Here is a 12,918-nt window from a genome sequence, read left to right as displayed (position 1 = left end):
CCAGTTTAGCGCATTGGTGCCAAGAGAATTTTGCGGTTCCCGGTGATTCGGTCTGGAGGTAGAACGCACCGGAGCAAGATGCGTTCAAGCCAGAGCGGATCATCAATTTGGCGATTGGTGCCAAGAGAATTTTGCGATTCTTGATGAGTCGATCTGGAGGTAGAACGCATTACGCATCGCGCCGGAAGCAGAGACGGTTTCGGCGGACATGATGCGATTACCGGAGATGCAGCATCGGATCCGGTTCGAAAATCGGGCGAGATGCTGTAGAACGACGGCATCATCCAGAGGGCGGACCTGGATCGATCGGGGCACGGCGTGGTGCTTTGTCGATCCCGGGCCGTGAGACGACGTCGATTTCGGAACGGCCGCGAGCCTGCGCCTGTCGCGACGCAGTGTCCACGCAGCGATCCGCCTTCCTTTCACCGAAGTTCCGGTGCGGTGGCGCCGGTGCTCTCAACAAGAGACCATCATGTCGGATATCATCTGCATTTCTCCGATCGACGGCAAGGAACTGGTGCGCCGCCCTGCCGCCAGCGCCCAGGAGATCGACGGCGCCATCGCGGCGGCCCGTGCGGCCCAGAAGGAATGGCGCAGGCTCCCGATCGCGGAGCGCAGCGCCTATGTGCTCAAATTCCTCGAGGCGATGCTCGCCAGCAACCAGGAAGTGGTGCCCGAACTCGCCCAGCAGATGGGCCGGCCGGTGCGTTATGGCGGCGAATTCCGCGGCTTCGAGGAGCGCGTCCGCTACATGGTGCGCATTGCCGAGGCCAGCCTCGCGCCGACCGTTCCCGACGACGACCGGCCCGGCTTCAAGCGCATGATCAAGCGCGAGCCCCTCGGCATCGTCTTCGTGATCGCGCCGTGGAACTATCCCTTCATGACCGCCGTCAACACCGTGGCGCCGGCCCTCATCGCCGGCAATGCGGTGATCCTCAAGCATGCGGCGCAGACCATCCTGGTCGGTGAGCGCTTCCAGAAGGCGATGGATGCGGCCGGCGTGCCGAAGGGCGTGTTCCAGAACCTCGTCCTCACCCATGAGCAGACCAGCAGCCTGCTGTTCCGGGGCCTCGTCGACCACACCAATTTCACCGGCTCCGTCGCCGGCGGCCGTGCGATCGAGCAGGCCGCGGCCGGCACCTTCATGTCGCTCGGGCTCGAACTCGGCGGCAAGGACCCGGCCTATGTCCGCGCCGACGCCGATATCGACCACGCGATCGAGAACCTCGTCGACGGCGCCTTCTACAATTCGGGCCAGTGCTGTTGCGGCATCGAGCGCATCTATGTGCACGAGAACCATTACGACCGTTTCGTCGACGGCTTCGTGAGCCTCACCAGCCAATATGTGCTCGGCAATCCGCTCGACGAGGCGACGACGCTCGGCCCGATGGCCAATGTGCGTTTCGCCAATTGGGTGCGCAAGCAGACCGGCGAGGCCGTCGCCAAGGGGGCGACCGCCCATATCGACGTCGCCAAATATCCTGCCGATACCGGGAAGACCGCCTATCTCGCCCCGCAGGTCCTCACCAATGTCGACCATTCGATGTCGGTGATGATGGAGGAGAGCTTCGGTCCCGTGGTCGGCATCATGAAGGTGCGGTCCGACGAGGATGCCGTCCGCCTGATGAACGATTCGCCCTATGGCCTGACTGCCGCGATCTGGACCCAGGATCTCGACGCGGCCGAGCGGATCGGCGGCGAGATCGAGACCGGCACCGTCTTCATGAATCGCTGCGACTACCTCGATCCGGGTCTGACCTGGACCGGCGTGAAGGACACCGGGCGCGGCGCGGGCCTGTCGCGCCTCGGCTATGAGGCGCTCACGCAGCCCAAGAGCTACCATCTGCGCACGATCTGAGCATCACCGCCTGGGACGGCCGGTCCGGCCGGTCGTCCCAGGCGATACCGTCTTTTCCATCGCTCCAACGGAACCCCTCATGACTTCGACCTCACCGCGCGCCAACTGGAACTACCCCACCGCCATTCGTTTCGGCGCGGGCCGCATTTCCGAACTGGCGGAAGCCTGCAGGAGCGCCGGCATCACGGCCCCGCTGCTGGTGACCGATCCGTTCCTCGCCACCCAGCCGATGACGAAGGCGGCGTTCGAGAGCCTGAAGGAGGCGGGGCTGCACGCGGCGATCTTCTCCGAGGTGAAGCCGAACCCCGTCGAGTCGAACGTCTATGCGGGCCTCGAAGTGCTGCGCCGGGGCGGCCATGACGGCGTGGTGGCGTTCGGCGGCGGCTCCGCGCTGGATGCCGGCAAGGTCATCGCCTTCATGGCCGGCCAGAAGCGGCCGATGTGGGATTTCGAAGATATCGGCGACTGGTGGACGAGGGCCGACCCGAAGGGCATCGTGCCGATCATCGCCGTCCCGACGACGGCCGGAACGGGATCCGAGGTCGGTCGCGCCGGCGTGATCACGCAGGAGAAGACCCACACCAAGAAGGTGATCTTCCACCCGCTGATGATGCCGAAGGTGACGATCTGCGATCCCGAGCTCACCGTCGGCATGCCCAAGCACATCACCGCCGGCACCGGGCTCGATGCTCTCGCCCATTGCCTGGAGGCCTATTGCGCGCCTTCCTATCATCCCATGGCCGAAGGCATGGCGGTGGAAGGCGTCCGGCTGGTCAAGGAATATCTGCCGCGGGCCTATGCCGACGGCACGGACATCGAAGCGCGCGCGCATATGATGTCGGCCGCTGCGATCGGCGCCACCGCGTTCCAGAAGGGCCTCGGCGCCATCCATGCTTTGTCCCATCCGGTGGGTGCGCTCTACGACACCCATCACGGCCTGACCAACGCGGTTTTCATGCCCTATGTCATCGCCTTCAACAAGAAGGCCGTGAAGGAGAAGATCGAGCGGCTGGCCGCCTATATCGGTCTGAAGCCGCGCTATTCGGCCTTCCTCGACTGGACGCTCGCCTTGCGCGAGGAACTCGGCGTGCCGAACACGCTCGCGGGTCTCAAGGTCGACGACGGCAAGTTCGATCTGATGTCGAAGATGGCGCCGAAGGATCCGACCGCCGGCGGCAATCCGGTTGCGCTCACCAAGGCCGGCGCCCTGAAGCTCTACCGCAAGGCGCTCGAAGGCGCGCTGTAGGAGAGCGACGGTCCGCGGTCGGCGAGGGCGGCCGGGGGCCTTCCTTCCATCGGCCGACCGCGCGACCCAGCCATGCCGCTTCCCGACCTCACCACCCGTCTCGCCGCGCTGCCGCTCTGGTCCGGCCCCCTCGAGATCGAGCCGCTGCCCGGCGGGCTGACCAACCGTAACGTCCTGGTCCGGTCGGGGCAGGGCCGTTTCGTCGCGCGGGCCGCGGGCGACAACGCCATCCATGGCATCGACCGCCGCGCCGAGCAGGCCGCGACGCGTGCCGCCGCCGAAGCCGGCCTCGGCCCGGAACTCGTCTGGGCCGAGGCCGATCTCATGGTCCTGCGCCATGTCGAGGGCCGCACGCTGGCGGCGACGGATCTTGCGGAGGCCGCGACGCTCCGGCGGACCGTGGCGCTGCTGAGGCTGGCGGGAACGGCGATGCCGCGCCTCTATCGCGGGCCCGTGCTCGACCGCCGTCCGCTCGTGCTCCTGGACCGCTATCGGCGCATGCTCTCGGAGCGGCCCAATCGCTGGCGCGGCGCGGTCGAGGCCTGCCGGCCGCTCCTGACCAGGCTCGCGGCCGGCCTTGCCGCCATTCCCCCCGGCTTCGCTCACAACGACATTCACGGCGGCAACCTGATCGACGACGGCCATCGGCTCTGGCTGGTCGACTGGGAATATGCCGGGCAGGGACAGCCGATGGCCGACATCGCCAGCCTGGCGAACAACGCCCTGCTTTCCGAGGAGCACGCCGGCGAGGCCCTGGCCCAGTGGCTCGGCCACGGCCCGGACGCCGGCGAGCGCGAGGCCTTCGCTGCGATGCGCCTCGCCGCCGCGCTCCGCGACCTCCTGTGGGGCTACGCCCAGGATGCATTCGCCGCGCCGCCGGCCGAGGATCTGGCCGACTACATCGCCGTCAACGAGCAACGGGTGAAGACGGCGGCGCAACGGCTGCAGCCTCGACGCTGAGCCGCCGGCGTCCGGCGCCGGCGAAAAGGGCGCGGTGACGGAGCACGGGTGTCTCGGCCTCCGACTTCCTTCTTTTGCCGCTGAGCGGCTCGCCCGGCATCATCGATTTCGGGACGGTGGCAATGTTGCCACCGAACGATTCCAATCGGTTGCACAGTGTAAAAAATTCAATCAATAGTATTTATCGTTATCTATCATATGTATCTACGCATGTGAATGTCAATGATACACGTAAGAATAGATGTACGCTAGATTGTAAAATAAAATCTACGGTTGTAATGTTAAATTATGCAATCAATAGTAGTATAAGTGGCTTCTTTTGAGGCTCACGGCGGATTATGTTGTGTCTTTTGAGTGACACATCTGCCGCAAAGAGACTCGAATACATGAGGAAGCGCTAATTTTGCATTGTGGAGTGAGGGGGGGGTGGAGCAGTGTCGATCCATCGATTCCATCCGATGGGTCGTAAACCGGAAGCCGATCTGAGGTTGAGGCCGGGGTCTCGCGACCCGGTCGAAGCAGCCGCTGCTTTCGATCAAAGTAAGATGTCTTGGAGGTCATCAATGACGATGAAGTCTCTTCTTCTCGGCGCCGCCGCCGGTATCGCCGTTATCGGCGCTGCCCAGGCCGCCGATCTGCCCATGACGAAGGCTGAGCCTGTCGAGTATGTGAAGGTCTGCTCGGAGTTCGGGCCCGGCTTCTTCTATATCCCCGGCACCGATAGCTGCCTGAAGATCAGCGGCAACATTCGCGCCGACTACACCTTCAACACCGCCGACAGCCATAACCGGGCCGCCGGAACCTCGAGCCGTGCTACGTCCCAATCCTCCTTCCAGGGGCGGACCCAGCTCGGCTTCGACGTGCGCACCCAGACCGATTACGGCCTGCTGCGTTCCTTCCTGCTCATCGACGCCGCAACCGGCAACTCCGGGGCGCAGAACTGGCAGATCGGCCATCCCATCGGTGGTTCCTATGTCTATATCGACAAGGCCTACATCCAGTTCGGCGGCCTGACGGCCGGTTACGCCGAATCCTTCTACGCCTTCTATGACAACTATTACGGCGATACCTTCTTCGCGCCCTATATGGGCTCGGGCATGGTCGGCACCAAGCAGCTGCTCGCCTACACCGCCCAGTTCGGCGGCGGCTTCAGCGCCACGCTGTCGGTCGAAGATCCGGCCGGCGAGCGTAACGGCGTGAACACCGAGGGCGGCCAGCTGACGAATGCCGGCGCCAAGACGCCGAACATCATCGCCAACGTCCTCTACGATGCCTCCTGGGGCAAGTTCCAGGTGATGGGTGCCCTGCACCAGATCGACGTCCTCGGCGATCTCGAAGGCACGCACAGCAGCTCGAAGTGGGGCTTTGCGGTCGGTTCCGGCCTTTCGGTCAACCTCCCGGTCGTCCCGGGTGCCTATATCGCCCTCGAAGCGAACTATGCCGACGGTGCCAGCTCGTTCACCGGCGTCGCCGCGAACCAGTTCTCGCCGGCCGGTGCGCCCAACGCCTACGACGCCGACTTCACGCTCGGCGGCCGTATCAAGACGGCGACGAGCTACTCGGTCACCGGTGAAGCCGGCTTCAATATCACGCCCCAGCTCACCGCGATGCTCTTCGGCAGCATCGGCCACTACAATGCGCCGTCGGATGTCGCCGTGGGCCAGGACGGGGACTTCACCTCCTACGTCGTCGGCGGCCAGCTGAACTACGAGATCGTCAAGGGCTTCCAGATCGGCGCCGAAGTCTATTATGCCGGCACCAATGCCCACAACGGCACGCCGGTCTTCGTGACGGACGGCTCGACGTCGTCAGAACTCGTGAAGGACAAGACCAATTCCCTGGTCGCCGGCCTTCGCGTGAAGCGCACCTTCTGATCCATCCTGCCCGAACTTCGAAAGGCCCGGCTCGCGCCGGGCCTTTTTTTGTGAGCGCGATTCGCCGGGCGGTTCGCCTCCGTGCGAATCGCGGAGACCCGGCCCGCCATCGCGGATCCGGCTCCTCCTGATTCTTGGGGGAATGTCGCGGCCGCCGCCGGATTCGCCCGGCCGGCGAGTCGCGCGAGGGATTCTCATTCGGCCGCCGGCGAGCCCATGTCCTCCCGGCGGCGGCGTGCCAGATACGGCACGACGGCCTTGCGGCCGATGCCTCTACTGACATCCGAAGGGCAAGATCTGGCCATGATTGCGCTGCCGATCTCCCGTCGCGGCAGCCCCAGCCTCGCCGCCGGCCTTCATCTATCTGCCGCCAATCGGCACAATTCAGGACTAAAATCCCCGATTTTGCCCTGTTCCACGCCAAAAAGCCTCGCAAGTGCCTCTGTGTCTTTTTTGCTACACATCATGGCCAAAATGCTGCGTGCTCCGGTTGTAGGGCACAATCGCTATTGTACAAGCAGGGCGCGTGCAGCAATGTCCAATCATCGATTCATCCGATGGGTCGTATCCGGGAAGCAACCACTGGTTGGGGCCGGGGTCTCGCGAAACGGTCGAAGCACCGAGCGGCGCTTTTGATCAGATAATAACTGTCTTGGAGGTCATCTAATGACGATGAAGTCACTTCTCCTCGGCGCCGCTGCAGGCATCGCCACGATCGGCGCTGCTCAGGCTGCCGATCTGCCCATGACGAAGGCTGAGCCTGTTGAGTATGTGAAGGTCTGCTCGGAGTTCGGGCCTGGCTTCTTCTACATCCCCGGCACCGACTCCTGCCTGAAGATCGCCGGCAACTATCGTGCCGACTACACCTTCAACAGCCTCTCGAGCCGCCCGTACGCCTCTGAAGGCACCACGTCCAAGCGTTCGCTTGGCCAGACCTCCTTCCAGGGTCGCGCCCAGATCAGCTTCGACGTCCGTACCGACACCGATTACGGCCTGCTGCGCTCCTATTTGCTGCTTGATGCCGCAACGGGTACCTCGAACGGCCAGTCCTGGCAGGTCGGCAATGTCTCCGGCTCCAAGGTCTACGTCGACAAGGCCTATATCCAGTTCGGCGGCCTGACGGCCGGTTACGCTGAAACCTTCTACGCCTTCTACGACAATTACTACGGCGATACTTTCTTCGCGCCTTACTTCGGCTCGGGTGGCACCGGCACCAAGCAGCTGCTCGCTTACACCGCTCAGTTCGGCGGCGGCTTCAGCGCCACGCTGTCGATCGAAGATCCGGCAGCCTATCGCGGTGGTATCGGCAATTCCAGCACGGCGACGAACACCGGCGCCAAGACGCCGAACTTCATCGCCAACGTGCTGTATGACGGCGCGTGGGGCAAAGCCCAGATCATGGGTGCGCTCCATCAGACCGACCTTATCAACATCGCGTCCAGCTCTGACACGTCGAGCCACAGCAAGTGGGGCTTTGCTGTCGGCGCTGGTGTGTCGATCAACATCCCGGCTCTTGCCGGCGGCTATATCGCCCTGGAAGGCGACTATGCTGACGGTGCTAACGCCTTCACCGGCGTGGCGGACAACCAGTATTCGCCGGCCGGCGCCCCGAACGCCTATGATGCCTATTGGGTCAACGGCGGCCTGAAGACCGCGAAGAGCTGGGCGGTGACCGGCGAAGCCGGCTTCAACATCACCCCGCAGTTGAAGGCGATGCTCTTCGGCAGCTACGGCCATTACGATGCGCCGTCTGTCTACAACGACTTCACGGCTTATCAGGTCGGTGCCCAGCTGAGCTACGCGATCGTCAAGAACCTGACGATCGGTGCCGAAGTGTACTACGCCAACACGAAGTCTGACTCCGAAGGCAATAATATCGTTGCCGGTGAGGGTGTTACTCTGCAGAAGGCCAAGACCGACTCTATCGTCGGTGGTGTTCGCATCATCCGCACGTTCTGATCGGTTTCGATCGATCAACAGGAAGGCCCGGCTTTTGCCGGGCCTTTTTGCGTCTGGTCCGCAACGCTCTTGATGAGCCTGACCCCTGCCGCCGAATCGCGCCGGGCGGATTACCGATTGCTACATCCCCGTGCGGTCAAATGCTGCACGCGGATTGGTTGGGTTCCGATCGGGCCTGGCCTTGGTGCAGGCGGACGACCGCCCCGCGCGAGCGGGAGGTGACGCCTGTCAGCGATTGTGACGAATATCCGGCATTTGAGGCGATTTCTGCCGCAAAAGCCCCATAAATATGTCTGTGTCATTTCTGCTACACGTTTTTACCAAAACACTGGATGGCCGGGCCTGCCGCAGAATAGCTGTTGTATAAGGCGGACCCCTGCAGCATTGTCTCCACATCGATTCAGGTGATGGGTCGGGTCCGGGGAACGACTTGGGGTTGGGCCAGGATCTCTCGATGATCGAAGGTCGCTCGCGCATTCGGTCTGATGTAATTGTCTTGGAGGTCATCTATGAAGATGAAGTCATTTCTCCTCGGCGCCGCTGCCGGCATCGCCGTGGTCGGTGTCGCGCAGGCCGCCGATCTTCCCGTGACGAAAGCCGAAGCGGTTGAATATGTGAAGGTCTGCACCCAGTATGGGCCGGGCTTCTTCTATATTCCCGGCACCGACAGCTGCCTGAAGATCAGCGGCAACATTCGCGCCGACTACACGTTCAACAGTGTTCCCAGTCGCCCGGTGACGGTCGATACCAACGGTACGGTTCAAAGCACCGGATCGAAGCGGTCCCTGTCGCAGACCTCCTTCCAGGGGCGCGCGCAGATCGGTTTCGATGTTCGCACCGATACCGATTACGGCCTGCTGCGTTCCTATTTGCTGATCGACGCCGCCACGGGTAATTCCGGCGGCCAGTCCTGGCAGGTCGGCAGCGTCCATGGCTCGAACATTTATGTCGACAAGGCCTATATCCAGTTCGGCGGCCTGACGGCCGGTTATGCCGAATCCTTCTATGCCTTCTACGACAATTATTACGGCGATACGTTCTTCGCGCCTTACTTCGGGTCAGGTGGTATCGGTACCAAGCAGTTGATCGCCTACACCGCCCAGTTCGGCGGCGGCTTCAGCGCCACGCTGTCGGTCGAAGATCCGGCGGAAGCCCGTCTCGGATCGGACACGCGCACGCTGGCCGGCGCGAAGATGCCGAATTTCATCGGCAACATCCTCTATGACGCGTCCTGGGGGCGGGCTCAGTTGATGGCTGCCCTCCATGAGAGCAGCACCATCTCCGACGTGGCGGGTGACACCGGCAGCCAGAACAAGTGGGGCTATGCGATCGGCGCCGGCCTGTCGCTGGACCTGCCGCTGGTTCCGGGTGCCTATTTGGCGGTCGAGGGCAATTACGCTCATGGCGCCAATGCCTTCACCGGTACCAACGAAGCGCAGTTCTCGCCTGCCGGTGCGCCTGAGGTGTATGACTCCTACGAGACCCCGGATGGCCGCGAGAAGCAGGCTTCGAGCTGGTCGGTGACGGGTGAAGCCGGCTTCGACATCACGCCGCAGCTGACGGCCATGGTCTTCGGCAGCTATGCGAACTTCGACGCGCCGACCGGCACAGCGGCAGACTTCACGTCCTATGTCGCTGGCGCGCAGCTGAACTACCAGATCGTGAAGGGCCTGAAGATCGGCGCCGAAGTGTATTACGTCAACACCCGGTCCGATGGTGACTCGGGCAGCACGATCGTGCTCGGCGAAGGCACGGACGGTACCGCTCTGGAGAAGAGCAAGACCGACGCGGTCGTCGGCGGCATTCGCATCGAACGCAGCTTCTGACGCTTCGTTCTTTCGACGAGAGGCCCGGCGCAAGCCGGGCTTTTTTTTGGACGCAACGCTGCCGATAAGCTCGATGGACCCAGCCGATGTCTTCTACGGAAGCGGTGCGCCGAGACTTGCAGTGTCGCGCGGCCGTAGCCGATTGGGGTGCATCACCGCCTTTGTGCCGTTTGCGTCACAGGATAATAGTTTTGCAGCATCGAGGTCCATCGATGCTGTGAGGCACGCGCAAGTTGTGTTATCGAATCAAATAGACCATCTGTGCCCGCCCGCGTCCGCTCGGTTCTTCGATATTGTCCGGTGAAAGTGGTGAAGAAGATCTATGCCCTTTCCGTACTGGCAGGCATGGCGACCGGTTCGGTCGCCATGGCGCAGGATTTGCCTGTGGCAAAGGCGCCCCAGCAGGACAAGCTCCAGGCCTGCGTGGTCATGGGCGTCGGCTTCTGGGCGCTGCCGGGCACCGACACCTGCCTGAAAGTAAGCGGCGAGGTGAGGGCGGATTACATCGTGACGCAGCCCGGCAACCGGGCCCTGGACACCACCACCTTCGAGACGCGGGGCCAGATCGGCTTCGATGCGCGTACGGCCACCGATTACGGCTTGCTGCGTTCCTATATCCTTCTCGATGCCTATGTCCTGCCGGGAGGCAAGTCGTCTTTCATCGTCGACAAGGCCTATGTCCAGTTCGACGGCGTGACGGCGGGCTACGCCCACAGCTTCTTCGGCATTTACGATCTCGATTACGCCAGCGATATCCGGCAGCCCTATTTCGGCTATGCTGGGACGACCAATCTCCTTGCCTACACGCAGGAAGTCGGCGGCGCCCTGTCCGCCACGCTCTCGGTCGAGGATGCCGCGCATACGCGCAGTTCGCTGTTCAACGAACTCGGATTCTTCGAGAGCGTGCCGTCGGGCGGCACGGTGGCGCCGGACGTCGTCGGCAATCTGCGCATCGACCGGGATTGGGGCGAGGCCGCCCTGTTCGGCGCCATGCACCAGATCCGCTACCCCGGCCCGGAGACCGCCGGCCCCCTGATCAAGGGATCGGATTATGGCTTTGCCGCCGGCGGGGCGCTCGGCCTCGACCTGCCAATTCTCTCCGGCGCGCATGTCGCCGCCGAGGGGACCTATGCCAAGGGAGCCTCGACCTATCTGGGTTGGCAGCAGGTCGACGCCGCGTTCGACGGCTATAGCGGCATGACGGATCTCGGGCATGGCTGGACCGCGACCGGGGAGTTCGGCGTCAACCTCACCCCGCGCCTGACCTTCAACCTGCTCGGCAGCTATCTCGACTATAAGGGCGCCAATGCCGACAACTATCTCGATCCGCCGACGCCGGACATCAAGGCATGGATCGCCGGCGGCAACGCCGTCTACACCTTCACGCGCGGCCTGACCTTCGGCGCGGAGGTCTTTTACAGCCATTATGCTGCAAAATCGGATTACACGCCGGCAAGCCCCATCGAAAGCAAGGGATGGACAGGGGCCTTGCGGGTCAGGCGTTCCTTCTAGGGCCTGGAATGCGACCGGATCTGCCGCAATGGCGGCTTCCGGTCCGGCAGAGATCCATGAAGGCCGCGGGCGCTGGGCCAAAAAATCTTGGCTGATGTCTAACCGTTCTTCTCGCGAGTGGGGATCATTGCGAATAGCCCGCCGCTGAGATCATTCCCCGATTGCCGAGCCGGAATCCTTCATTTCATCCTGTGCTTGTTTGAATGTATTCTACGGCATTGTGGTTGGGATGGGTTTATGCTTTCTTTAAATGTGTGTATTTTTCCACCGCTGCGCTGCCACTGATCTTCAAAAGAGAACTTATGGAACGAAATCTTATTTCCGCAGATGCCCCCCGTCGTAGATCGCAGATGGAGGGCGTCAAATGGCCTCCGGTCCTGGTTGGTGAACATGCCGTCCTCGCAGCTCTGCTCGCCGAGCTCGAAACGACCCAATGGTTGCCGCAGGCGGTGATCGAGCAGCGTCAAGCCCAGCAGCTGGCGGTGCTGATCAGGCATCATGTCAGGCATTCCCCCCTTTTTGCCGAACGTTTCAAGGCGGCTGGCCGGAGAGCGGAGAAGAGCGATTCGATAGCCCGCTTGCGTGCCATCGCGCCGCTGACCCGGCATGAGCTGCAGAGCGCGGGCCCGTCCTTCTTCGCAAAGCAGGTGCCGAGGAGCCACATGCCCGCGGCGATGGTGCAATCTTCCGGATCGACGGGAGAGCCGGTTGAGATCCGCAAGACCGGCCTGAATCAGCTCTTCTTCATGGCCTTCGGATTTCGGGACAATTTTTGGTATCGGCGCAATTTTCTTTCGCGCATGATGTCGATCAGATCCCATGTGGAAGCCATCGGCGAATTCGACGAATGGGCTGCTCCGACCTCCGATCTGTTCGAAAGCGGTCCTTCGCAGGATATTCCGATCGAGACCGACATCGAGCGCCAGGCGAGGTTGATCGAAAAGTTCAAGCCCGAAATTCTCCTGCTCTATCCCAACAATCTGAGCGCTCTCCTGACGCTGTGGGAGACTGGACGATTCAAGATCCCGCCCCTGAAGCATATCAAGACGATCGCCGAGACCGTCTCGGAGGATCTTCGTGTCCGGACCATGAAAATAACCGGCCTGCGGATCGAGGATGTCTACTCTTCCGAGGAGGTCGGCACGATCGCCATCCAATGTCCGGAGAGCGGCCTGTACCACATCATGGCCGAAGCCCTTATCGTCGAGGTGATCGACGACAAGGGAGAGCCTTGCAAGGAAGGGCAGATCGGGCGCGTGGTGGTGACGGATCTCCACAACTTCGCCTCGCCGATGATCCGCTACGTCAATGGAGACCATGCGGAGGTGGGCGGGACCTGCAGCTGCGGGCGCGGCCTGCCGACCCTGCGCCGCATTCTCGGCCGCGAAAGAAACCTGTTGGTGAAGCCCGACGGCACCAGGCATTGGCCGCCGATCGGCCTCATCAAGTTCCAGGAGGTCGCGCCGGTTCGCCAGTTCCAGTTCATCCAGCACAGCGTCGACAGGATCGAATTGAAGATCGCCACCGACGAGGAGATCAGCGCTGCCGACGCCGAGGGCGTATGCCGGCTGGCGCGCGAGGCGCTGGGCACCGAATTCAACATTGAACTCGTGCAATCGCGCGAACGCCTGCCCTCCGGCAGGAACGGCAAGTATGAAGAGTTCATCTGCAGAGTGACATAGC

Annotated in this window: 8 protein-coding genes; all 8 read left to right on the top strand. The window is 62.6% G+C overall.

The window, feature by feature from the left end; genetic code table 11:
- Positions 1 to 472: 472 nt before the first annotated feature.
- Entirely contained in the window at positions 473 to 1,858 is a 1,386-nt protein-coding gene (locus tag J3R73_RS19695) for an aldehyde dehydrogenase family protein (RefSeq protein ID WP_307430662.1), read from the top strand.
- A 79-nt stretch (positions 1,859 to 1,937) separates the two neighbouring features.
- Positions 1,938 to 3,104: an iron-containing alcohol dehydrogenase gene (locus tag J3R73_RS19690; protein WP_307430660.1), complete on the top strand. Its 1,167-nt coding sequence runs from the start codon at positions 1,938 to 1,940 to the stop codon at positions 3,102 to 3,104.
- Between the two features lie 72 nt (positions 3,105 to 3,176).
- The gene (locus J3R73_RS19685; protein ID WP_307430657.1) at positions 3,177 to 4,064 is read left to right on the top strand and encodes a choline/ethanolamine kinase family protein; all 888 of its coding nucleotides are present in this window, start codon (positions 3,177 to 3,179) and stop codon (positions 4,062 to 4,064) included.
- Between the two features lie 563 nt (positions 4,065 to 4,627).
- Positions 4,628 to 5,938 carry a porin gene (locus J3R73_RS19680; RefSeq protein ID WP_307430653.1) on the top strand — a complete coding sequence of 437 codons (1,311 nt, stop codon included), beginning with the start codon at positions 4,628 to 4,630 and terminating at the stop codon, positions 5,936 to 5,938.
- A 666-nt stretch (positions 5,939 to 6,604) separates the two neighbouring features.
- Positions 6,605 to 7,897: a porin gene (locus tag J3R73_RS19675; RefSeq protein ID WP_307430651.1), complete on the top strand. Its 1,293-nt coding sequence runs from the start codon at positions 6,605 to 6,607 to the stop codon at positions 7,895 to 7,897.
- Between the two features lie 509 nt (positions 7,898 to 8,406).
- Entirely contained in the window at positions 8,407 to 9,723 is a 1,317-nt protein-coding gene (locus J3R73_RS19670; RefSeq protein ID WP_307430648.1) for a porin, read from the top strand.
- Positions 9,724 to 10,032: 309 nt separating this feature from the next.
- The gene (locus J3R73_RS19665) at positions 10,033 to 11,235 is read left to right on the top strand and encodes a porin (RefSeq protein ID WP_307430645.1); all 1,203 of its coding nucleotides are present in this window, start codon (positions 10,033 to 10,035) and stop codon (positions 11,233 to 11,235) included.
- A gap of 203 nt (positions 11,236 to 11,438) precedes the next feature.
- Positions 11,439 to 12,917: a phenylacetate--CoA ligase family protein gene (locus J3R73_RS19660; protein WP_307430643.1), complete on the top strand. Its 1,479-nt coding sequence runs from the start codon at positions 11,439 to 11,441 to the stop codon at positions 12,915 to 12,917.
- Position 12,918: the final 1 nt, after the last annotated feature.

This window comes from Labrys monachus, from assembly GCF_030814655.1.
GTDB classification, from domain to species: Bacteria; Pseudomonadota; Alphaproteobacteria; order Rhizobiales; family Labraceae; genus Labrys; species Labrys monacha.
This window is presented reverse-complemented; position numbering and strand designations above follow the sequence as displayed.

Coding starts and splice junctions, on each gene's coding strand:
- J3R73_RS19675 (WP_307430651.1), top strand. CDS start 6,605: ATGACGATGAAGTCACTTCTCCTCGGCGCCGCTGCAGGCATCGCCACG.
- J3R73_RS19685 (WP_307430657.1), top strand. CDS start 3,177: ATGCCGCTTCCCGACCTCACCACCCGTCTCGCCGCGCTGCCGCTCTGG.
- J3R73_RS19680 (WP_307430653.1), top strand. CDS start 4,628: ATGACGATGAAGTCTCTTCTTCTCGGCGCCGCCGCCGGTATCGCCGTT.
- J3R73_RS19660 (WP_307430643.1), top strand. CDS start 11,439: ATGTATTCTACGGCATTGTGGTTGGGATGGGTTTATGCTTTCTTTAAA.
- J3R73_RS19670 (WP_307430648.1), top strand. CDS start 8,407: ATGAAGATGAAGTCATTTCTCCTCGGCGCCGCTGCCGGCATCGCCGTG.
- J3R73_RS19690 (WP_307430660.1), top strand. CDS start 1,938: ATGACTTCGACCTCACCGCGCGCCAACTGGAACTACCCCACCGCCATT.
- J3R73_RS19695 (WP_307430662.1), top strand. CDS start 473: ATGTCGGATATCATCTGCATTTCTCCGATCGACGGCAAGGAACTGGTG.